The sequence below is a fragment of the Pseudomonas sp. NPDC089406 genome, from assembly GCF_044900265.1.
GTDB lineage: Bacteria > Pseudomonadota > Gammaproteobacteria > Pseudomonadales > Pseudomonadaceae > Aquipseudomonas > Aquipseudomonas fakonensis.
This window is the reverse complement of record NZ_JBJDNC010000006.1, coordinates 91,382-114,677: the sequence shown is the minus strand read 5'-3', so window position 1 is coordinate 114,677 and position 23,296 is coordinate 91,382. Positions and strand designations below refer to the sequence as shown.

Here is a 23,296-nt window from a genome sequence, read left to right as displayed (position 1 = left end):
CAGGCTTACCTGGGCCGGGCGGCCCGGCGCCATACTTGGCTGATGACCAACAGCACCAGCGCCCCCGCTAGGGTTGGCAACACCAGAAAATCCCACCCCGGCTGGGCCAGGAAGATGATCACCGGGTTGCTGCCGGCCGGCGGGTGTACGGTGTCGGTGGCCAGCATCAGCATCAACGCCAAGGCCCCGGCCAGTGGCATGAAGTACCAGTCCGGCCCGCACAGGTGCAGCACCAGCAAACCGATGGCAGACGACAGCAGGTGCCCGCCGACCAGGTTGCGCGGCCGCGAGAACGGCCCGTCGGGGAAACCGAACAACAGCACGCACGAAGCGCCGAAGGAGCCCATCACCCAGGCATTGCTGCTGAAGTGGGCGAGGGCGCCCACCGCGCCCAAGCCTGCCAGCGAGCCGAGGCCGGCCAGCAGGATCACTGCTGTACGGCGTCGGGCCGGGGTGCTGACGGCGGTTGTAGAGGCCGTCATGCCGGTCAGCGCTTGAAGCGCGCGGCTTCTTCGGAGCCGCCGGTGGCGTTGCCGGCACTGTAGGAGTGCGCGCCGACGCCAGCCAGGTTGCCACCCTGGACAATCAGGTATTCCTCGCGGATTGGCCGGTTCTCGAAGTAGCACTCGAGGATCTCGCGGGTGCCGGCGGCATAGCGCGCCTGTGCCGACAGGGTGGTACCGGAGATGTGCGGGGTCATGCCGTGGTGCGGCATGTGCCGCCACGGGTGGTCGGCCGGGGCCGGCTGCGGGAACCACACGTCACCGGCGTAACCGGCCAGCTGGCCGCTTTCCAGCGCCGCGGCGATGGCGTTGCGGTCGCACAGTTTGCCGCGCGCGGTGTTGATCAGATAGGCGCCGCGCTTGAAGAACTTCAGCGTGTCCTGGTTGATCATGTGCTCGGTTTCCGGGTGCAGCGGGCAGTTCAGGGTGACCACGTCGCAGACCTTGGCCAGGCTTTCGAGGGTGCTGTGGTAGGTGAGGTTGAGCTCACGTTCCACGCTTTCGGGCAGGCGGTGGCGGTCCATGTAGTGCAGCTTGACGTCGAACGGCTTGAGCAGGCGCAGCACCCGCAGGCCGATGCGCCCGGCGGCCACGGTGCCGACGTTCATGCCTTCGAGGTCGTAGGCGCGGGCCACGCAGTCGGCGATGTTCCAGCCGCCCTTGACCACCCAGTTGTAGGACGGGATGTAGTTGCGCACAAGGCCAAGGATCATCATCAGCACGTGCTCGGCCACGCTGTGGCTGTTGCAGTAGGTGACTTCGGCGACGGTGATGCCGCGCTCCATGGCCGCCTGCAGGTCGGTGTGGTCCGAGCCGATGCCGGCGGTGACGATCATCTTCAGCTTTGGCGCCTTGGCGATGCGCTCGGCGGTCATGTAGGCCGGCCAGAACGGCTGCGAGATGACGATTTCGGCGTCATGCAGCTCGCGGTCCAGCACGCTGTCGGCGCCGTCCTTGCTGGAGGTGACCACCAGCTGGTGGCCCTGGCTTTCCAGGTACTTGCGCAGGCCCAGTTCACCGCCGACGCTGCCGAGCAACGCACCGGGCTTGAAGTCGATGGCGTGCGGGGTCGGCAGGGTCTGCCCGTCGGGGTAGCGCTCGAGCTTGGGCAGGTCATCGCGGGCATAGCTTTGCGGGTAGCCGGTTACCGGGTCGTCGTAAAGCACGCAGACAATCTTGGCCATCATCTTCTCCTTGTCATTGGCATGCGGCGCAGGGTTGCCGCATGCCGCCGATGGTTGACCAGGCAGAGGCCGGGCGGCCAATCGTTTGACCGGATGGCGAGATAGGCGTGGGTTATCAAGCCGCAAAGCCCTGGCTAAAGGCTTTTTGATGGCACTTGTCGTTTTCAGACAAGCCAATCGCGACATCTGGCGTGAACGGAAATGCCGTGTCGTGATCGCGCACCTTCGGGGCGTTCTCGAATAATTTCCCCATGCCCCACGCGGCTTAAATGAACCTCGAATTCGCTGGTGCGTTGCTCTGTGAAAGCGTGAACAAGGTCAACAACAGAGCGTGAGCGACGTGTCATTCTGATTGTTTTTCAAGGAGATACTGTTTCGCCTACGCCTTCTGCCCCTTCCTTGTGTCAGCAAAAAGAGAACAAGATCAATGAACACCGTGGGAACTGATGGCAACCTTGCACAAGGTTTCAAGCCACGTCATGTAACGATGCTGTCGATTGCCGGCATCATCGGTGCAGGGCTTTTCGTGGGCTCCGGGCACGCCATTGCGGCGGCCGGCCCCGCCACCATAATTTCTTACTTCGTGGCTGGCACTTTGGTAGTGCTGGTGATGCGCATGCTCGGCGAAATGGCCGTGGCCCACCCCGATACCGGCTCGTTTTCCACCTATGCCGACCAGGCCATCGGCCGCTGGGCCGGCTACACCATCGGCTGGTTGTACTGGTGGTTCTGGGTGCTGGTGATCCCCATCGAGGCACTGGCCGCGGGGCATGTGCTCAACGCCTGGTTCCCCCAGGTGGACAGCTGGATCTTCGCCCTGGCCTCGGTGCTGCTGCTGGCCTGCACCAACCTGTTCAGCGTGGCCAAGTACGGCGAGTTCGAGTTCTGGTTCGCCATCCTCAAGGTCACCGCCATTCTGGGCTTCATCGGCCTGGGCTTCGCCGCGCTGATGGGCTGGCTGCCCAACCGCGAGGTCAGCGGCCTGAGCACCCTGGTCAACGAGTACGGCGGCTTCGCGCCCAAGGGCTGGTCGGCGGTGGTGGGGGCGTTCATCACCGTGATGTTCAGCTTCATCGGCACCGAGGCGGTGACCATCGCCGCCTCCGAGTCCAGTGACCCGGCGCGCAACATCGCCAAGGCCACCCGCTCGGTGATCTGGCGCATCAGCACCTTCTATATCCTGTCGATCTTCGTGATCATCTCGGTGGTGCCGTGGAACGACCCGCAGCTCGCGGTGGTGGGCTCGTACCAGCGCGCGCTGGAAATCATGAACATCCCCAACGCGGCGCTGATGGTGGACTTCGTGGTGCTGATCGCGGTGACCAGCTGCATGAACTCGTCGATCTACATTGCCTCGCGGATGATGTACTCGCTGGCCAAGCGCGGCGATGCCCCGGCCATGCTGAAGAACACCTCGAAGGTGGGCGTGCCGCGCGCCGCAGTGTTTGGCAGCACGCTGATCGGCGCGGCGATTGCCATCCTCAACTACTTCGCACCCAAGGGCGTGTTCGAGTTCTTGCTGGCCAGCAGTGGCGCCATCGCGCTGCTGGTGTACCTGGTGATCGCCATTTCGCAGCTGCGTATGCGTGGGCGGCTGGAGCGCGAGAACGCCAACCTCAAGTTCCGCATGTGGCTGTTCCCGTACCTGACCTGGGCGGTGATCATTTTCATCAGCGGGGCGCTGGCGGTGATGATGTACACCGAAGAGCACCGGGCCGAGGTGAGCGCCACGTTGAGCCTGGCGATTGTGATTTCGTTCCTCGGGATTGTGACCACGCGCGGGCACAAGCGCGCGGTGGCGGCGCGGTCGGCGGGGTGATTTGGCAGGTGTGAACGGGGAGGGGCGCCAGAGGGCGCCCCTTTCTTTTTGCAACAGTTGTGTGGGCGATTATGCGGGAGGGCGGGCATAGACTCCGGGTTTTGCCAGGGAGTCGTTGCATGAAGAGCACACCCAGTGAGGAACGGTCGCCGAGCGCTGCGCAGGCGACCAAGGATGAGCGTTTCGATGAGGTCCTGACGTTGATCCAATCTGCCCGTCAGCGCGCGGTACAGACGGTGAACACGCAGTTGATCGAGTTGTACTGGCAGGTGGGGGCGTATATCAGCCGCAAGCTGGAAAGGGCTGAGTGGGGCGATGGAGTGATCAGCCAACTGGCGCAGCATCTGGCGCTTACTCAGCCGGGGTTGCGAGGCTTTACCCGTGTGAACCTGTTCCGGATGCGCCAGTTTTATGAAGCGTATCGGGATGATCAAATTGTCTCACCACTGGTGAGACAATTGCCTTGGAGCCATAACCTGGCCATTTTCAGCCAGTGCAAGCGGCTTGAAGAGCGGGCTTTTTACCTGCGTATGGCTGTTCAGGAGAAATGGTCGAAGCGCGAGCTCGAGCGCCAGCTCAAGGCCTCGCTGTTCGAACGCAGCTTGGCGCAACCGGCCAAGGCCTCGGCGGCCCTGACACAGGCCCACCCCACCGCGCTTGATGTGTTTCGCGATGCGTACATGATCGAGTTTCTCGACCTGCCGGGCGGGCATGCAGAAGCCGACCTGCATCAGGGGCTGCTGGCCCGCCTGCGAGATTTTCTGATCGAGCTGGGCCGGGACTTCTGCTTCGTCGGGTCGGAGTATCCGTTGCAGGTTGGTAGCCGCGATTTCGCTTTGGATTTGTTGTTCTTCCATCGCGGTTTGAACTGCCTGGTGGCCATCGAGTTGAAGGTGGGGCGCTTTGAGCCCGAGTACCTGGGCAAGCTGGACTTTTACCTTGAAGCGCTGGACCGCAACGAACGCAAGGCCCACGAGAACCCGGCGATTGGTGTGCTGTTGTGCGCCAGCAAGGAAGATGAAGTGGTCGAGTACGCCCTCAACCGCAGCCTGTCGCCTGCGTTAATTGCCGAGTACCAGACACGGCTGCCGGACAAGGCGTTGTTGCAGGCCAAGTTGCAGGAGTTTTATGCGTTGGGGGTTAGGGATTGATACTGGGGTGCAGCCGGGTTTTGTATGGGGGCAACTGCCTTGTGCAGCCTGTGCCGGCCTCATCGCCGGCAAGCCGGCTCCTACAGGTGTAACGCAGACCTGAGGGCTATGCGGTCCCTGTGGGAAGCGGCCTTGTGTCGCGATGGGCCGCAACGCGGCCCCGGGATTTCGGCATCATGCAAAATCACGATTTGCTCGCAGGTTTTGCAAACAAGCCCCGCGCAACCACTGGCGCCGCAAGCAACCGCTCGGCACTGTGCCCCACACCCGGCACCTGAAACTGCCGGTGGGCAATGGCCACGCCCCAGGCCCGGGACAGAAACCCCTCATAGCGTAAATAACCCAACTGCCGCTCGACCCGATTGCGCCCCTGGGCCTCGGCGCCGCAGCTGTGGTCCATGACCTTGCTGTCGGCATGGTTGTCTTGCGCCCCGACCATGTAGATCACATCCCGCCCGGCGTAACGCCGGAACAACTGGCGCGCATCCAGCCCCTGGCGGGCGAGATAGGCCGGTGGTTGCTCCAGGCCATAGCGGTAGCGGTCATAGCCCGGGCACAGGCCTTGGTCGGTAAAGCCATCACCCTGCGGCCGGTTGCGGTCCAGGTACAGGTACGAAGACGGGCTGGAAACCACATAGCGCACCCGGATGCCTTGCGCCTGGCCCTCACCCAGCACGGCGTAGCGTTGCATCAACTGCGCGCCGGCTGAATGGCCGATCAGCACGATCTCCTGCAGCTGTGGATAACGCTGGCGGTCGGCCAGGTAGGTGAGCAAATCGTCGAGCACGCTGAAGGCGGCGATGCCGCGCTGGCCATCGGTCGATTCGCTGCCATGCATCCACAGGCCCTTGGGCCACAGCGGCATGCTGGCGCGGGCCTGCGGGTCGCTTGCGGTAAGAAAGTTGGGGGCCAGCAGCAAGGTGCTCGCGTGGTCGAGGCCGGCGTTGTGCAGCAGCGCTTTGCCGCTGCGGTAATAGTCCTCGGCGTTGCGCCGCACGCCATGGACGATGATCACCGCGCGCCGGGCCTGGGGCTGGTCGGCATTGCCATAGACGAGCAAGTCGTAACCCGGGCCCTGGCCGAGGTGCAGGGTTTGCGCTGCGGCGTTGGCATGAGCGCAAAGCAGCAGGGCGAGCAGGGCGGTTATCCACAGGCGTTGCATGCAGGCGTACCTTTGAGGAGCCCGCAATGGGCTGGCACATACTAGCTTACCTGTATGGTTTCAGGCCGCGATGAAATAGCTGTAACTTTCGAGCATTTTGAAAGTTGAAGTTATGGCCATGTTACAGGGCAATAATTTAACTGTTTTGCAGGTGATGAATATTCCCGGCAAGTCGTGAACTGGCCAAAACGAGACTATAACGTACCGGACAGCCGAAAGCCGCTATAAGCGCGTTGACAGCCAGCCAAAGCGGGCGCTCTAATCCGCCGAACTACTGGCCATTTAGGCACTCCAGGGCCAGTTGCAGTCAGGCGGCCTTGCCGCCGTTAAATATAAAAAATCCGCGCATTGATTATGCCGCTGTTGCGCTTGGGAGTTATCCCGGGCACGGGCGCTGTTTGCCCGAAAATAATCAATGCCGAAGGGGCTGGGTATGATGAACAAGAACAATACTTCCATCGAAGATGTACCAATCAATGGCTTCCACCAACTGATGACCGCTCGCGCCGGCGGCGGCTGGGTGCTGGATGGCTACATCCTGAGCATCATCGGCGTGGTCATCGTGCAGTTTTCCGACTACCTGAAGCTGGACTCGTTCTGGCAGGGCCTGGTGGCCGCCTCGGCCATGCTCGGCACCTTTTTCAGCAGCTTCCTGTGCGGTTGGCTGACCGACAAGATCGGCCGCAAGCGCCTGTTCTTCGTTGGCCCCATCCTGTTCATCGTAGGTTCTGTGGGCAGCTTCTGGGTCGAGTCGGGCATGGCGCTGTTCATCCTGCGCTTCTTGGTGGGCATCGGCGTCGGCCTGGAATACCCGGTGGCAGGCTCGCTGCTCACTGAATTCCTACCGCAGAAAAACCGCGGCCCGCGCCTGGCCGGCCTGACCATCTTGTGGTTTGCCGGTGCGGCGCTGTCGTACATCGTCGGCAACCTGATCCTCGCCTACGGCGGTGACGAAGCCTGGCGCCTGGCCCTGGCAAGCTCCGCGGTACTCGGCGCGCTGCTGTTCATCGTGCGCCTGAAAACCCCCGAGTCGCCGCGCTGGCTGATGAGCAAAGGCCGCCTGGATGAAGCCGAACGCATCATCAAGCAGGTGTACGGCGCCTCGTTCTCGCTGGCCAACGTGCCCGCCCAGGATGCCGAGCAGAAGGTCACCCTGCTGGACCTGGTGCGTTCGGGCTACGGCAAACGCATGCTGTTCGTCTCGGTGTTCTGGAGCGCGGCGGTGGTGCCGATGTTTGCGGTGTACTCCTTCGCGCCGGTGGTGCTGGGGGCGCTGAATTTGAAGGGCGCCTGGGCATCGTACGGCTCGGTGCTGATTACCCTGCTGTTCGTGGTTGGTTGCATCGTCGCCACCAAGATGATCGACACCCTCGGGCGCCGGCCGCTGATCATCCACAGCTTCCTGTGGTCGAGCCTGGCACTGCTGGGGTTGGGCGTGTTCTCCGATGGCTCCGAGATTCTGGTGCTGGTGCTGTTCGGTGCCTATGCGCTGTTCATCGGTGGCGCGCAGGTGCTGGAGCTGGTGTACCCGAACGAGCTGTTCCCCACTGAAATTCGTGCGTTCGCCGTGGGCATGGGCGCGTCGATGTCGCGCATCGGCTCGGCGGCGGGCACCTGGCTGGTGCCGGTATCGCTGCTGCACCTGGGCATCAACAACACCATGTTGATTGCGGCGGTGGTGTCGGTGGTCGGCCTGATCGTGTCGGTGTGGCTGGCGCCGGAGACCAAGGGCATGAGCCTGGAGCGGGCCGCGTCGCTGGCGCGTTGAGGGATTCATTGAGTTGACGCCGCCTCTGTAGGAGCGGCCTTGTGTCGCGAAAGGGGCGCGCAGCGGCCCCAGGGTCTCGGCATCACCCGGGATTGCCGGGGCTGCTGCGCAGCCCTTTCGCGACACAAGGCCGCTCCTACAAAAGGTGTGGCGCGCAGCACTACACCCCGATCCCCGATTCAATATTCAAAAATAAATGAGGTACTTTCTCATTCTCGTTCGGCAAGCAGAAAAGGCCGCAATACAGGCCAACCTGTCGACCCCGTACGGAGCGAGAAAATGAGTGCGTCCCCGATCCCACTGCGCCACCCCCTGAGCCGCGCCATCCAGGCCGCTGCCCTGGGCCTGCTGGTCGGCAGCCACACCCTGCCGGCCCTGGCGCAAACCGCGCCCGCCGGGCAGCACAGCCCGGTGCAGCAGTGGAACATCCCGGCCGGCCCGCTGGCCCCGGCACTCGACCGCTTCGCTCGCGAGGCCGGCATCAGCCTGTCGTATGAGGCCGCCAGCGTGGCCGGGCGCACCACCCGCGGCGTCAGCGGCGCCCTCGACACCCCAACCGCCCTGGCCGCACTGCTGCAAGGCAACGACCTGCAAGTCGACCAGCAAACCCCCACCGCCTACCTGCTGGTAGTGCCAGCAAAGCCCGCCGGCCCGCTGGAAATCGGCGCCACCGAGGACTACCGCCTGGCCCCGGTGATCATCAACGCCAAGGTGAAGGTGGATGCCGGCGATGACAGCAACTCGGTAGTGGCCAAGGAGCTTTGGGTCGGCGGCAAAGTGGCCACCAGCATCCTCAACACCCCGGCCTCGGTGTCGGTGGTGACCCGCAAGGAGCTTGAGCAACGCAGCGTCAGCACCACCGAAGAAGCCCTGCTGTACACCCCCGGCGTGGTCAGCGACTTCTACGGCAGTGACGACCGCAACGACTACTTCCAGATTCGCGGCTTCCAGGCCACCACCTACCGCGACGGCCTGACCCTGAGCTCGATGCGCGGCGTGCGCGAAGACCCGTTCGCCTACGAGCGCATTGAAATCCTGCGTGGCGCCAACTCCACCCTGTTCGGCCCGGCCGACCCAGGCGGTTCGGTGAACTTCGTCACCAAGCAGCCGCGCTTCGAGCAGTTCGGCCAGGGTTACGTTACCTACGGCTCGTACAACCACCGCGAAACCGGCATCGACGTGGGCGATTCGCTGAACGAAAGCAACACCCTCGCCGGCCGCTTCACCGCCAAGATGCAGAACAGCGACCGCGAGTACGAGCACTCGCAGGACGACAACCGCTTCGTGATGGGCGGCCTGACCTGGGCCCCCACCGACTACACCTCGGCCACGGTGATTCTCGATTACCTCAAGACCAACAGCTCCCCCAACAGCGGCGGCTACCCGCTGGACAAGGAGTACGACCGCGACAAGTTCTACGGCGAGCCCAGCTACAACTACCACGACGTCGAGCGCACCAGCCTCAGCAGCAACATCACCCACGACTTCGACAACGGCTTCGTGCTGCGCGGCAACCTGCGCTACAGCGAGCTGACCGACAACTACGGCTACGTCTACCTGAGCGACTCCGCCACGCGCGTGGGCACCACCATCCCCCGTTACCTGCTGGGCACCGACAGCGATGCCAACCAGTTCAACGGCAACCTGATGCTGCAGTACGACCACCAGTTCGAGCACATCGACAGCAGCAGCCTGGTGGGCGTGGAGTACCTCAACTCCTCGACCAAAGAGAGCTCGGTGTACGACACCGTGTCGTCGATCGACATCGCCAACCCGGTCTTCACCGGCGTGCCGGCAACGCTTGCGCCCTACACCGCGAAGAAGAACGACGTCACCACCAAGGCCGTGTTCCTGCAGCAGAACCTGTCGTTCTACGACCGCTTCATCGTCACCGCCGGTGTGCGCAACGACTCGATGGACCTGAGCAGCAAGGGCTACAACCTGTTCAGCACCCCCACCACCATCGATGAGCGCGACCACTACAACGCCACCTCCTACCGCGGCGCCTTGACCTACATCGTCACCGACGAAGTGTCGACCTACGTGAGCATGGTCGAGTCCGTCTCGCCGCCCCAGGTGGGCGTGACCCCGCAAACCGGCCGCCAGTACGAAGTGGGCGTGAAGTACTCGCCGATGGAGATGGACGCCATGTTCTCCGCGGCTGTGTACGACCTTACCCAGGAGAACGTGAGCATTGCCGTGGTGTTGCCTAGCGGGATTATCGAGCAGCAGAACGTGGGCGAGTCCCGCGCCCGCGGGTTGGACCTGGAGGCCAAGGTGCAGGTGACCCAGGAGTTGAGCCTGATCGGTGCCTACTCGTATATGAAGTCGGATGTGCTGCGTGGCACCTTGCGTGACGGTACTTCGCTTGAAGGTAATGAGTTCACCACTGCGCCGAACCACACCGCTTCGTTGTGGAGCTACTACGATTTGCCCGGGACCGATGTGAGCGTGGGGTTGGGGGCGCGGTATGTGGGGGCTTACTACATGGATGCGGCCAATACCAAGCGCACCGAAGGGACTACGCTGTTTGATGCGGCGTTTAATTACAAGATTGCCAAGGGGACGGACCTGGCGGTCAACGTTAGTAACCTCCTGAATGAGCAGCATGTGGTGGGGGCGGGGACGGCGAATTACTACAACCCGGGGCGGGAGGTTACGGCTAAGGTTAGTTATAGCTGGTGAGGTGAGAGGGGAGCGGTATTGTGAAAGGGAAGGGCCCGCTTTAAGCGGGCCCTGGATGTCCTTTTTGTCTTCAGCAGAACAGCGTAGGGTTGCGTACGCACGACACCTATTTGCAAAACCACGGCGCAACTCGGCCGCTCAGTTCAGGTGGTCCTGATCCTGCAGGATCTTGCAGACCTCAACATTTGCCTCGACAAATGCCTCCCAGCTGAATCGCTCGGCATAGTGCATTCGGTACTGCCGGTCGACCCGGCAGATGTCCGGGCGGGTCTCGTAGATCAGGCAGCGCTTGTCGGCATCGTTGTAATGCCGACAAGCGCCATCCCCTCGATCAAGGTACTGCGTTTGTTCTGCCAAGTGCACACTGCGGCAACACAGCCCGCATTGACTACAAGGGAACGCCGGTAGCGTCATACCAGCGAAGCCAGCCAACTGCGCGTGCTGGCCGTGTTACCTACCTCGAACGGCAAATCGATACCGCGTGCCTCCACTGCCTGCTTGAGAATCGCACTGCGTTGGATCTCGTCATTGCACGCTTCGAGCTCCAAGGTAAAGGCCTGCAACTCCTCCACGTCCATGTTGAACTCCAGCCGGCTCAGTTCCAGCAGGTAACGGTCCAGTTCTGCGTTGAGCGCCTGGAATTCGCGCACCGTGCCGGCGTGCGGCGTCAGCGATTCGATGAATGCCCAGAGCTTGCGAGCCATCGCGCTGTGCAGCAGGAAGTAGTTCAAGCCCAGGGTCATCACGCCTGTTACCAGCGCACCGGCAAACGCGGCCAGCTCTGTGCCGAACGGGAAGCTCAGCAATGGCACCAGTTGGGTGTAGGCCATGGTGCCTACCACCGTGGAAACGCCCACCGACAGCAACGATGTCACCGCCTGGCACTGCTCCACGAAGCTGAGTTGGTCAGGGTTGAACACCATCACTTTGATGGCCTTGACCAGTTGGCCCCACAGCTCACGGATGATTTTGATCGCCATTGCCTGGGTGGTGGCGAAGATGTTGAACACCGTGGTGCTCAGGCTGCCAAGCACTCCGGCGAACACGCCATCCTTGAAGGCTGTGAGGAAGTCTTTGAAACGCTTTCGCACCCGGGCCCAGATGCCCTTGAGTGACTTGGTGAAGCTGTCGACGAAGGCTTCCAGGCTGAACTTGTGTTTGAGCTTGTCCAGCAGCTCCGGAAGTTGCGCACGCAGTTCGAACCAGACCTCTGCCATCACCAGCCCGAGCATCTGGCGTGTACCCATTGCCAAACCGGCTGCCCCGGACGCGCGCGCGGTCTGGTGCAGAAATGCGCTGCTGGTGTAATAGGCCGCGTTGATCTGCTGGTCGTAGGGCGCGCGGGCCTCTGCATCACGCTTGCGCATGCCTTCTGGGTCCACGGCCTTGAGCTCGTTGATCTTGCTCTCGGTCTTGCGGATCTTGTCTTCCAGTGCGCGAGCTTCATGCTGCTGCTGCGGGGTGTCGCGCGGCATTTTCGTCAGGCGTGCACGGTCACCAGCCAGCGATTTTTCATGGTTGGATATCAGGCCAGGCAGCCTGTCCAGGTATTCGTTGATCGGCGTCTGTTTCTTCGACTTGTTGACCGTCTCGTGAGTGGTCTGCAGGTTGCTGCTCTGGTTGGCCAGCTCCACACCACTGAGACCGGCCAGCACCCGGCCAGCATCATCGTGGATTTCCTTGGCGCTGATTACATGGTCCAGGTTGCGTTGTTCATGGGCAGCCATCACCGTATTGCGATAAGGGTCGTCCAGGGTGCCCGCCGCCTGGCTGGCCTTGTCTCGCTGGCCGGTGGCAATGTAGTTCGCGTGTTGGTGGTATGGCGTGGAGTCATACTCGCCACGTTGTTCGAAGCGTTGCTTTTCTGCCTCGGTCGCCCAAACCCCGTTGCGCACGTTGTGGATGGTGTCCACCTCGCCACCCAGCTTGTCCTTGAACAGCAGGAAGTCCAGGCCAAAGCTGGTGGTGAGGCTGGTGATAACCGTTCTTTCGAGCTCTTCGGCCCAGGGGAATTCTTGCGCTGCGGCGTGCATAGGAGCGTCCATGACGAATGAGTGAAGGGCAAGCGGTGGCGGGGCCTTTTCGGCCCCGCGCGGGGCATCAGGCGGGCTCGACGCCTTGCGCCTTGGCCTTGGTTTCGCTGATCTGCTCGTCCAGCTTGGCGCTGTTGAGGATCATCGAACCATCGGCATCGGTCGCCATGACCGGGATGTCGTTCTTGTCCTTGACCACATTGCCGTTCACTTCTTTGACCTTGAACAGCGGGGTAGTGATCAGGTCGACCAGGATCGCGGCCAGGGTAAAGCCGTTGTTGATTGCACGTACGATGGTCTCGCTCATGCTGGCCATTTCAGCCTGTGGGTCGAGCTTGCGCGAACGCATGTCTTCGATACGGCGGGCTACGTACTTGAGATGTTCGAAGTACTTGTCGAACTGTCCATATACCGACTTGAGCACGTCGTTGATGTCGAAGGCGTAGTCTTCTGCCTTGCTCAACTGCTGCTGGGCTTTTTGCAGCTTGGTGATCGCACTGTCTACTTCGCGGTCTGCCTTGTGCGCATTCTTCAGTGCTTCTTCGCCATGGCTGTTGTAAGCCCAGCCGGCGATTGCCAGCACTGGGCCTGCTACCGCAGCGCCCAGAATGGCAGTACCGCCGGCCATGCCCAGGCCACCAGTAGCGAGCGAGCCGCCGCCGATTGCTGCCAGCGTTGCGTTGGTTGCCGCAACTCCGGCCAGCGACGAGATGGCGGTGCCGGTGGAGGCTGCGCCCAGCGCCATGACGCCGCCGTATACGGCAAACCCGGCGGCCGCGCCGGCCAGGCCCGCACCTGCGGTGGCCCCGAGCACACCCACAGCGGTGTAGCTGTAGCTCTCGATGCTCTGCAGCTTGTGCTTCGGAATATTGATCTTCAGCTTGTCCTGGCGGTCTGCGTTGAGCTTCTCCAGCAAGTCGTTGGCGAGTGTCTTGAATTCGTCGAACTTCTTGCCGATCTCCAACTCATCCCGGCCCAGCGTCTCCAGTGCGGCGTTGGTTGCTTTCTCCTGTGCGTCGAATGCGTCCTTCTTGTCGGCATAACGCGCTTTGGCAGCGTTGACGATGTCATCGGCTTCCGAGTGCTTCTGATAGCCGTCGTAGCCTTTCTTGGCTCCGTAGGCTGCGCTTACCAGCGCCGCGGCGCCAAGGATGAGAGGAAGTGGCATGGCAATGTCCTTTTGAGTGTTGGGGTCAGGCAGGTTGCGGTTGGGGATTCAGGTGAGCGTTCTGGTAAAGGGCCAGCATCGAATTCAATCGATCGCGAATCTCATCTACCCATACCTGAGGTGCGTACAGGCGAATGTTGTCGTTCAGGGCGAAGATCCAGTAGAGCGTTTCGCGGTCCAGTGGCACCGTGGCCTGAAGGCGGTACCAGCCCTGTTCGCAAGGGCCGGACAACGTCTGTTGTTGGCTCAGTGGTGTTTCACGGAGCAGGTCTGCGATCTGTGGGCGTATGTCGGCGAGCAGCTCGATCTCGGCTTCGGCTTCGCGGTGGCTGAAAACGCCGCTGGCGATGTAGGCGTCCACGTCGAAGCTTTCATGCACGTTGGCGGCGTCATCGAGCACGCTCACCTCGTTGATGCGGTGCAGGGCAAACTGGCGTAGGTCGCTGTAGTCATTCACGGAGGCCAGCAGGTAGCTCACGCAATGGCGGGACACCAGGCCCGCCGGGTGCAGGCGAAAGCGCTTGAGCTTGCCCTTGCTGCGGCTACGGTAGGCCACCTCCAGCTGCTTACGCTCCAGCAGGCCGGCCGATACCTGGGCCCACGTGTGTGCACTGAGCTGCGCCGGGAGCAGGGTCTTGCCATTGGGGAGCGAGCGCACGCGCTTTGCCCAGTCGGCCAGGCCATTGCCTCCCAATCCCTGGAGGAAATTGCGAGCGCGACGAAACTGCGGACCCAGTTGGTCCAGAACACTTTGCGGCAGAATCGGGCTTAGGTGGCTTTCCGAGAGGAACAGCGCCAATGCAGTCGGCGCGTCCATGTCTTCCAGCTTGAGAGGTGCCTCGCGGGTAAAGCTCCAGCGGAAGGGCGTCTCGCTGTCGTCGCATTGCAGGGAGAACGGGATCGACAACCGACTCAAGTCTCGCTGGATCGAGCGCAGGGTGACCGAGAAGCCTCTGTCATGGAGTTTTTCGAGCAGGGTTGGTGTTGCAATGCGCTGAGGTTCGGTGGGTATCAGACGCAGCAATGCAAACAGCCTGAGCAGCGTATCCTTCGCTTGTGACATGGCAACTTCCTGGTTCTATGTCTCGACCGAGCGCCAGAGGCTGGCGTCAAGTTGAGCGGAATCCTACTCAATAGAATGGCTTTATGCCATTAGTTGTTAGGAGGGGGCGCCGGGGAATTTCGCTTCGATTCAGCCTGCGGCAGGCTGGCGCGCTGCGCGCTCGCGTTTCATCTCGTTGTATTCGCGGTAGAACGCGTAGCCTTTGGTCAGCACTACGAAGAATCCGATGGTTGCGAGCAGGTTTTTCATCGTCAGGTCCTCTGTGAGATGAGGTTTATTGTGCGCAGGGGGGGCGACAAGCTGTGTCGCGCTGGTGACGCTTCAGCGGTGGAGCGGCAGGAATTGCTTGAGGTGTGTTTTGAGGACTTGCTTTCGAGTGGCGGTGCGAAGCTGAAGCGGAGGGGGGCAGGTGGGGCAGTGGATGAACATGGCACCGTTCAGGGCTGGCGCGTCATCGTCTGGGAGGTCTGCTTCTAGACGCAGTCCTGGAAGGCCAAGGTGTAGGGCGGAGGAGTGGTTGGCATGGATGTACCTTCTTGAGAGGCAAGGGCAGTGGGGGGAATGGCGACAGGCGATTTTGTGGGGGGAGAGCACGTGAGGGGGAGGGTTTCTTGGGGGGCAGGGGGCGGGGGTATTCAACAAATGGATTTTGCGGCAGTCCTTTCTGAAGATTTCTCCTGATCGGGGGGCATTGTTACGGTACTTCAGGCACAGAAAAGACGTTCGTGGGCGAGCCGGGGGGATTTGAATGAGCTCGGTAATATGTTGATTAATAATCATAATGTGAGGTTGGAGCTCCAAGCCGGGATACCAGTTGGAATACCATGACATCGATTCCTCGCCTGGCGACAATCAGTGGTGTCGCTCGGTAGCCGACCTCTGGCCAAGCTCGGCCGAGCGGAGCGTCGTTCACCTACGACAGACCTGTGCGAGCTCCTGCTCCGACAGTGGGCGTAGAATCGGCGTCAGGACTGCGATCAAACCAGCGGCACAGCCGTTCATCAGCCTCGGGCACAGTTGTCTGAGTTTTTTGCCCCGATCTGCTGCGCGACCGAGGCTTGTCTCTAGATCGCGCGCTTACCGTTCGATGATATCCAGTACAATCGGTTGATCCGTAGCCATCCATCGGAGCAGGCTATCCGACCAGCTGCGCAAGATTTTTTTCGAGTAAAAATGACCCTGATTAACTTAAAAGACCTTGAAGCCCACCTATGGCACGCCGCGCACATCATCACCGGCCCCATCGATGCCTCTGACTATAAAACCTACATATTCCCGATCCTGTTCTTCAAAAGGATCTGCGATGTATATGACGAAGAGTTTGAAGAGGTGCTGGCCAAGGTCGGCAGCGCGGACCTTGCGCGCGAGAAAATCTTCCATCGCATTCAGGTGCCTTTAGGCAGCCACTGGGATGACGTGTTCGCCAAGTCGCACGACATTGGCAAAGCACTCAAGGATGCTTTTCTAGGCGTAGAGCAAGCGAATCCTCAACTGCATGGCATCTTCGGCGATGCTAGCTGGACCAACAAAGAGCGCCTGTCGGATGAGCTGCTAGCCACGCTGCTCAACCACTTCAACAAAGTCGATCTAGGGGTTGCCAGCGTTCGTAACGACGATATGGGGCGCGCCTACGAATACCTGATCAAGCGCTTTGCTGACAAAGCCAACAAGAAAGCCGGTGAGTTCTACACCCCGCGCACCATTGTGCGGCTGATGGTCAATATTCTTGACCCCAAAGCGGGCGAAAGCGTTTATGACCCGGCTTGCGGTACGGGAGGCATGTTGCTGGAGACCATTCACCACGTTCGAGAAAACACGGGTGATCCCCGGCTGCTGAAGCTCAAAGGTCAGGAAAAGAACTTGACCACTGAAGCCATTGCCCGCATGAACCTGTTTCTCCACGGCCAGGAAGACTTTGAGATTGTTCGTGGAGATACCCTGCGTGAGCCCAAGTTTCTGATCTACGACCGGCTCGAAACCTTTGATTGTGTGATCGCCAATCCACCGTTCAGCCTCAGTGAGTGGGGTCATGAACAATGGGCGGCGGACGCCTACAGCCGCAACAGTCAAGGCCTGGCCCCGAAAACCAACGGTGACTTTGCCTGGGTACAGCACATGTTCGCCTCCCTCAATGCCGATGGGCGAATGGCGGTTGTGTTGCCCCATGGCGTGCTGTTCCGTGGTGCGGCAGAGGGCCGAATCCGCACCAGCCTGCTCCAAGAAAACCGCATCGAAGCCATTATCGGTGTAGCGCCCAACCTGTTTTACGGCACCGCTATCCCGGCTTGCATCCTGTTGCTGCGCAAGCAGCGCCCTGATGAGCATCGTGATCATGTACTTATCATCAATGCCGAGAAGATTTTCACCAAAGGCCGCGCGCATAACACCCTGAGCAATGCCCAGGCGGATCAGATTTACCAGATCTACCTAGAGCAGTATCAGCAAGGCCCCTCTGCCATAGCATTGGAAGGAGTAGCGCGCTGGGTGCCGCTGGGTGAAATTGCCGAAAACGACTTCAACCTGAACATTGCTCGCTATGTGCAAAAGCCACTGGAAGAAGAAACAATCACCGTCGAAGAGGCGTTGAAAGACTTTCAGCAGAAACTGGCCGCACTGGAGCAGGCCGAGCAGGAGCTGGAGCAACTGCTGATCAAGGAAGGGTTTGAGCTATGAGCATGAATAGCGCTGACAGCAACACCTCGCAGTTCATTAAGCAACACGCCGAGTCGCAGTACGAGCAGCTTCACCAGAAATGCCAACATGAAGTTGTTGCCAGCGCAGACAAACGCCTCGCCGACCTGAGCCAGCTTGCTCATCAGCTATTAGACAAGACTCGTAAGAATGATTGAGTACCAGAAAAACCAGGCCTCTCAACTTGGCAAAAAGAAACTCGAAGACCTCCTTTGGGGAGCGGCCGAGTTTCTTCGCGGGCAGATCGACGCCTCCGATTATAAGCAGTACATCTTCCCGCTGTTGTTCTATAAACGCCTATCCGACGTTTACCTAGAAGAGTATGTCGAGGCCATGGAGGTCAACGAGGGCGATGCCGACTATTCCGTCATGCCCATGTTTCACCGCTTCCACATTCCCCAGGAGGCGCGCTGGGAAAAGGTACGCCATACCAGCAAGAACATTGGCGAAGCCATCCAGAATGCCCTGCGCCTGATCGAGACTCACAACGAACGCCTGCACGGCGTATTCGGCGATGCCCAGTGGACCAACAAAGAGCGTCTACCCGACCACCTGCTGGCCGACCTGATTCAGCACTTCAGCAAGATCCCCCTTGGCATCAAGTCGGTGGCCCAAGATGACCTGGGCGAAGCTTACGAATACCTGATCAAGAAGTTCGCCGACGACTCTGGCCACACTGCCGCCGAGTTCTACACCAATCGTACCGTGGTGCACCTGATGACCCGCATCATGGGTCTCAAACCCGGTGAAACCGCCTATGACCCCACCTGCGGCACCGGCGGCATGCTGCTCAATGCGGTGATGGACCTGCGGGACGAAGGTAAAGAATGGCGCAGTGTCAAACTCTATGGCCAGGAAGTGAACCTGCTCACCTCCGCCATAGCCCGTATGAACATGTTCCTGCATGAGATCGAAGAGTTTGAAGTGCTGCGCGGCGATACCTTGGCCGAGCCCAAATTTATCGATAACGACCAGCTCAAACAGTTCGACGTGATCTTCGCTAACCCGCCGTACTCCATCAAAAAATGGAACCGCGACAAGTTCGCTGCCGACCCTTATGGCCGTAACTTTTACGGCGTGCCACCCCAGGGCTGCGCCGACTATGGCTTTTACACCCATATCATCAAGAGCCTGAAGCCCGATACCGGCCGAGCCGCCATGCTTTGGCCCCACGGCGTGCTGTTCCGTGACTCGGAACAGGCCATCCGTAAGCAGGTGATCGAGTCGGACATTATCGAAGCAGTGATTGGCCTTGGCCCCAATCTCTTCTATAACTCGCCGATGGAATCCTGCGTGGTGGTGATCAACTGCAACAAACCCCCTGAGCGCAAAGGCAAGATCCTGTTTATCAATGGAATCGAACATGTCACACGCGAGCGCGCACATAGTCGCCTTTCGGACGATGACCTCGCCGTACTAACCGAAGCCTACTTCGCGCCGGACAAATCTTCGGCCATTACTGCGCTGGTGGATATCGAAGCGATTCGCGAGAACCAACACAATTTGTCGATACCGCTTTATGTGCAGTCCCCCAGCGATGGGGGTTTGCATGAGATCGAACACGCCATTGAAGCCTGGAAAGTCAGTCGCGTCCGTTTGAAAAAGCAAACTAGCAGATTGTTAAAAAACCTCGCTGAATTGGGTTTTTCTTCAGAAGAAATATCCACCACCAAAACCTTGAGTCCAGCAATCGAGCGATTTGAAAGAACATTGTCTGATGGTTGGCAGAGATTAAAATTTAGCGATGTCGCTAGGCAGTGTAAGGAATCTGTAGATCGAGAGAATAACCCCTTCGAAAGATATGTAGAGGGTGGTCATATGGATACCGAAGACTTAAGAGTGAGGAGGTATGGCACCTTCTCTGATGACTATGTGGGGCCCGCATTTCATCGCATATTTCGAAAAGGTCAAATACTCTATGGCTCAAGACGAACATATTTGAAGAAAGTGGCTGTAGCGGATTTTGATGGGGTCACCGCAAACACCACTTATGTCATAGAACCAGCGGATTGTGGGTTTTTTGATGGACGCTTACTGCCATTCATCATGTTGTCCGAAGGATTCACTCGACATTCCGTTGTTAACTCAAAGGGGTCTACAAATCCATATATAAACTGGTCGGATATTGAAGGGTATGAGTTTTATGTCCCTGATGTTAAGGCGCAGGCGCGGATATTGAAGGTCCTCCATAGAGTCGCTGACCAAGAAGAGGCGATTAGATCTATAATTCTCGCCCTTGAAGAATGCTTGCGTGCAGTTCAATTGAACGCATTCAAAGACAGTTCCGATGTGTGTGCAAAAAATAACTGCGAACTTGTTGGTGGCTGGACTAATTATCAAATTAAAGATATTTTGATGAGTCCCCCAGAAAGCGGAGACTCGGTTTCTGCAGTTGATAAAGATACTGGTTTTTATGTCTTGAATCTAAACTGCTTGACCCGGCATGGATTTCAAACTAATGGATATAAATCTATAGAGGCTCAGAAATTTTCAAGAGAATTGAGGCTGGGCAATGGAGATCTATTGGTTTCTAGGGCAAACACAGCGGATTTAGTTGGTTTTGCAGGAATTTACAAAGATGAACTTGAGAGGAGTGCTATATTCCCTGACACAATGTGGCGATTGAATGTAAAGGAAGATCTTGTGTCGAAGGAGTTCTTAAAAAATTATCTGCTTTCGCCATGCGCTAGATCTCAAATAAAAATGATAGCTGCTGGCACAAGCGGGAGTATGAAAAAAATTAACAAGAGTTCATTTTCCAAACTGAAAATAGCGATTCCTTCAGACGCGCAGCAGAAGTTGATCAATAATTCTATTGGAGAGCTTTTGGAAGCTATCAATATTGCATCAATCAAGCTTTCTGATCTGAGAAGGTTAAGAGCATCTGTTTTTGAAGATTTCCTTAGGCAGGCCTGAGAATGTTTAACGAGCATACTGTCACCGAAAATGGAATTATCGACCGCTTAAAAAATTTAAGTGGGGGGAAGTGGACTTACTGCCACGGCGAGAGCCTGCCCAAGAAGGCGCAGGATATATTTGTCGATGAGTGGCTAAAAGACGCGTTGTGTTCGTTAAACCCAGCTATCGACAAACAGCCGGATTACGCCGATGAAGTAATTCATAAGCTGCGCGGTGTAATGCTGGAGGCCCCGCACAGTGGCCTGGTCCGGGCCAACGAGAATTTCCAGGCGTGGCTGCTCGCCGAAAAAACCTTGGCCATTGGTGAGAATGGTGAACATGTCACCATCAATCTGATCGACTTCGAAAACCTCGACAACAACCACTTTGTAGTGGCCCAACAGGTGCACTATGTCGCGGCTGGAGAGGTGTTCTTCGATATTGTGCTGTATGTAAACGGCATCCCGCTGGTGGTAGGTGAAGTGAAAAGCGCCACTCGCCCCAGCGTCAGTTGGCAGGACGGTGCCGCTGACTTTATGGGCGGCAAAAAACACTATTGGCAGCATGCAAAAGCCTTTTTCGTACCCAACCTGCTGTGCTTCGCCAGTGAGGGCAAAACCTTTGCCTACGGAGCGATCAATGCCCGGGTCAAAGATTGGGCCCCCTGGCACCACACCGATCAGCGTGAGGATATTCCCGACACCCTGGCCTCCGTGCTGGCGAGCACCGAAGGGCTACTGAACCCGCAAACCCTTCTGCAACTGCTGGCTTCTTTTGCGCTGTTCTCTACCCATAAAACCGGTAAAGACACACCGCCCATACGCATCAAATTGCTGCCGCGTTACCCGCAGTTCGAGACGGCCAAGCAGATTGTTGAGCGGGTCAAACAGGGTTACCCGAAAAAAGGCCTGATCTGGCACTTCCAAGGTTCGGGCAAGTCGCTGCTGATGCTTTATGCTGCCAAGATGCTGCGGGCCGACAACGAGCTGAAAAACCCCACCGTGCTGATCGTGGTCGATCGCCGCGACCTGGACAGCCAGATTAGCGAGACCTTCGGCGGCGCCGATGTGAAAAACCTGATCAAGGTGCAGAGCTGTAAAAAGCTCGGTGAACATATCGAGCAGGACAGCCGCGGCATCCTTATCACCACCATTTTCAAGTTCAAAGATGTTGAGATCGATGAGCACAACCTGGCGGGCCTAAACAGTCGCGACAACATCATCGTACTGGTGGATGAAGCCCACCGCACCCAGGAAGGCGGCTTGGGCGAGAAGATGCGCTGGGCGCTGCCCAATGCCCACTTCTACGGCCTGACCGGCACCCCGATCTCCGGTATCGAACGCAATACCTTTAAGCTGTTTGGCGCCGATGAAGATCCTGGCCGCTATATGAACCGCTACAGCTACAAACAATCGATCCGCGACGGAGCCACTAACCCGGTTAAGTTCGAACCCCGTTTAGCCGAATTGCGGGTCGACCGTGAGGCGATCAACGAAGAGTTCGAGCAACTGGTCAAAGACAACAACCTGGACGAGGACGAAAAGGCCACCCTGTCCAAACGCGCCGGCAAGCTGGCCGTGATGCTCAAGGCACCGAAGCGTATGGAGGCCATCAGTGCCGACATTGCCGAACACTTTAGCAGCCATGTGCAGCCGAAAAAGATGAAGGCCATGGTGGTGGTCTATGACCGCGATGCCTGCGTGCAGATGTATTACCTACTTGGTCACATGCTGGGTTTCGACGCACTGGAGGTGGTCATGAACCTCGACCAGGCTCCGGTGAAGGATGAGAGCGGCAAGCTCAACAAGGACTGGAACAGGTGGAAGGAAGAGCTCGATCTACCGATCAAGCAAGCCGACTTTGAGCGCTGGCAGAAATTCGATGGTGAAGAGCAGGCGCAGAAAAACCTGCTGGAAACCTACAAAGACCCGAAACAACCCCTACAACTGCTGATCGTGACCGCCAAGCTGCTGACCGGTTTCGATGCACCAATCTGCTACTGCATGTACCTGGATAAGCCGCTGCGCGATCACACCTTGCTGCAGGCCATGTGCCGCACCAACCGCCTGTATGAGGCAGACGGGGTGGTCAAGCGCATGGGCCTGATCATCGATTACCTGGGGGTATTCGAAAACCTGCGCACAGCGCTGGCCTATAACCCGGAAGAGATCGACGGGATTGTCGAAGGCATCGAGAAATTCAAGGAGTTGCTGCCAGAGCAGTTGAAGCTGTGTCTGGCCTTCTTCCCGAACGTGGACCGCACCCTGGCAGGCTTCGACGGCATCCTGGCCGCACAGGAATGCTTGCCGGACAATAAAAAACGCGATGAGTTTGCCGCAGCCTTTGGCGTGCTGGCCAAACTCTGGTCGGCCATCAACCCCGACCCTTTCCTGACACCCTACCGCCAGGATTTCAAATGGCTGGCGCAAATCTATGAATCAGTACGCCCGGTTGGTCAAACGGGGGCGCTGGTCTGGGCCGCGTTAGGGCCCGAGACCATCAAGATGATTCATGAGCACACCGATATCAGTCGCATACGCGATGACATCGATGAGCTGATCATGGATGAGCACGCGATCTTCACCCTGACCGAGAAAGAGCAGGAAAAACGTGCGCGCCGGCTGGAAATAGACCTGATGGGACGTCTGCGCGGCCATAGCGAGGCTGTATTTGTCGAGCTGGGCGAGCGCTTGGAGAAACTGCGCCGAGAATACGAAGCGGGCGTAATTAAGGCCATCGATTGGCTTAAGGGCCTACTGGATGCCGCTAAAGATACGGTGCAGGCCGAGCGTGAAACCGGTGACCCGGTGGTAACGGAGGCAGACAACAAGCAGGCACTGACCAAACTCTTCCTGGAAACACGTCCGGAAACCACGCCGAGGCTGATTGGTGATGTGGTCGAGCAGATCGACAAAATCGTCAATGCTACTCGCTTTGAGGGCTGGCAGAACTCCAACAGTGGCCCGCGCGAGATCCAGAAAGCATTAATGCTAACCCTCGCACAGTTCGGCCTGAGTAAAGACAAGGGCCTATTTGAGAAGGCATACGCCTATATTGAAGAACATTACTAAGATTGCTCAGGTATGTGCCGTGCTATTTAACTCTATGTTGCTAAATAGTGATCAGTTAGTAGGTAAATTGTATCTGCGGGGTGCGTGCGTTCTGCTATGA

General features: G+C 58.7%; 15 protein-coding genes. 8 read left to right on the top strand and 7 right to left on the bottom strand.

The annotated features are described in order from the left end of the window. Positions 1 to 5 precede the first annotated feature (5 nt). Complete coding sequence (locus tag ACI2KK_RS06315) at positions 6 to 482, bottom strand: HPP family protein (protein ID WP_404668282.1); 477 nt, start codon at positions 480 to 482, stop codon at positions 6 to 8. A 5-nt stretch (positions 483 to 487) separates the two neighbouring features. Further along, on the bottom strand, positions 488 to 1,687 hold the full coding sequence (locus ACI2KK_RS06310) for an NAD-dependent formate dehydrogenase (RefSeq protein ID WP_404668281.1): 1,200 nt from the start codon (positions 1,685 to 1,687) through the stop codon (positions 488 to 490). A 427-nt stretch (positions 1,688 to 2,114) separates the two neighbouring features. Here ACI2KK_RS06310 and ACI2KK_RS06305 point away from each other — a divergent pair, with 427 nt between their 5' ends. After that, positions 2,115 to 3,506, top strand: a complete 1,392-nt coding sequence (locus ACI2KK_RS06305) for an amino acid permease (protein WP_369989556.1) — start codon at positions 2,115 to 2,117, stop codon at positions 3,504 to 3,506. A 119-nt stretch (positions 3,507 to 3,625) separates the two neighbouring features. Continuing rightward, complete coding sequence (locus tag ACI2KK_RS06300) at positions 3,626 to 4,657, top strand: YhcG family protein (protein ID WP_404668280.1); 1,032 nt, start codon at positions 3,626 to 3,628, stop codon at positions 4,655 to 4,657. A 184-nt stretch (positions 4,658 to 4,841) separates the two neighbouring features. On the opposite strand, the gene ACI2KK_RS06295 is transcribed toward ACI2KK_RS06300, so the two are convergent. Further along, positions 4,842 to 5,819, bottom strand: a complete 978-nt coding sequence (locus ACI2KK_RS06295; protein WP_404668279.1) for a hypothetical protein — start codon at positions 5,817 to 5,819, stop codon at positions 4,842 to 4,844. A gap of 436 nt (positions 5,820 to 6,255) precedes the next feature. Here ACI2KK_RS06295 and ACI2KK_RS06290 point away from each other — a divergent pair, with 436 nt between their 5' ends. Both ACI2KK_RS06290 and ACI2KK_RS06285 read left to right on the top strand, forming a co-directional pair. After that, entirely contained in the window at positions 6,256 to 7,587 is a 1,332-nt protein-coding gene (locus tag ACI2KK_RS06290; protein ID WP_404668353.1) for an MFS transporter, read from the top strand. A gap of 279 nt (positions 7,588 to 7,866) precedes the next feature. Then, entirely contained in the window at positions 7,867 to 10,272 is a 2,406-nt protein-coding gene (locus ACI2KK_RS06285; RefSeq protein WP_404668278.1) for a TonB-dependent siderophore receptor, read from the top strand. A 138-nt stretch (positions 10,273 to 10,410) separates the two neighbouring features. On the opposite strand, the gene ACI2KK_RS06280 is transcribed toward ACI2KK_RS06285, so the two are convergent. The 4 genes from ACI2KK_RS06280 to ACI2KK_RS06265 form a co-directional block, all read right to left on the bottom strand. Continuing rightward, entirely contained in the window at positions 10,411 to 10,686 is a 276-nt protein-coding gene (locus tag ACI2KK_RS06280) for a YkgJ family cysteine cluster protein (RefSeq protein ID WP_404668277.1), read from the bottom strand. Then, the gene (locus tag ACI2KK_RS06275; RefSeq protein ID WP_404668276.1) at positions 10,683 to 12,305 is read right to left on the bottom strand and encodes a hypothetical protein; all 1,623 of its coding nucleotides are present in this window, start codon (positions 12,303 to 12,305) and stop codon (positions 10,683 to 10,685) included. Before ACI2KK_RS06275 ends, ACI2KK_RS06280 begins: the two co-directional genes overlap by 4 nt. A gap of 67 nt (positions 12,306 to 12,372) precedes the next feature. Continuing rightward, complete coding sequence (locus ACI2KK_RS06270) at positions 12,373 to 13,473, bottom strand: hypothetical protein (RefSeq protein ID WP_404668275.1); 1,101 nt, start codon at positions 13,471 to 13,473, stop codon at positions 12,373 to 12,375. Positions 13,474 to 13,498: 25 nt separating this feature from the next. Beyond that, the gene (locus ACI2KK_RS06265; RefSeq protein ID WP_404668274.1) at positions 13,499 to 14,536 is read right to left on the bottom strand and encodes a helix-turn-helix transcriptional regulator; all 1,038 of its coding nucleotides are present in this window, start codon (positions 14,534 to 14,536) and stop codon (positions 13,499 to 13,501) included. Between the two features lie 1,173 nt (positions 14,537 to 15,709). Here ACI2KK_RS06265 and ACI2KK_RS06260 point away from each other — a divergent pair. The 4 genes from ACI2KK_RS06260 to ACI2KK_RS06245 are packed head-to-tail and all read left to right on the top strand — an operon-like array spanning position 15,710 to position 23,196. Then, positions 15,710 to 17,209, top strand: coding sequence for an N-6 DNA methylase (locus tag ACI2KK_RS06260; RefSeq protein WP_404668273.1), 1,500 nt, complete (start codon positions 15,710 to 15,712; stop codon positions 17,207 to 17,209). Then, on the top strand, positions 17,206 to 17,385 hold the full coding sequence (locus ACI2KK_RS06255) for a hypothetical protein (RefSeq protein WP_404668272.1): 180 nt from the start codon (positions 17,206 to 17,208) through the stop codon (positions 17,383 to 17,385). The genes ACI2KK_RS06260 and ACI2KK_RS06255 overlap by 4 nt, the downstream gene beginning before the upstream one ends. Beyond that, positions 17,378 to 20,143, top strand: coding sequence for an N-6 DNA methylase (locus ACI2KK_RS06250; RefSeq protein ID WP_404668271.1), 2,766 nt, complete (start codon positions 17,378 to 17,380; stop codon positions 20,141 to 20,143). The genes ACI2KK_RS06255 and ACI2KK_RS06250 overlap by 8 nt, the downstream gene beginning before the upstream one ends. Positions 20,144 to 20,145: 2 nt before the next feature. Beyond that, complete coding sequence (locus ACI2KK_RS06245) at positions 20,146 to 23,196, top strand: type I restriction endonuclease subunit R (protein WP_404668270.1); 3,051 nt, start codon at positions 20,146 to 20,148, stop codon at positions 23,194 to 23,196. The last annotated feature ends 100 nt before the right edge of the window (positions 23,197 to 23,296 follow it).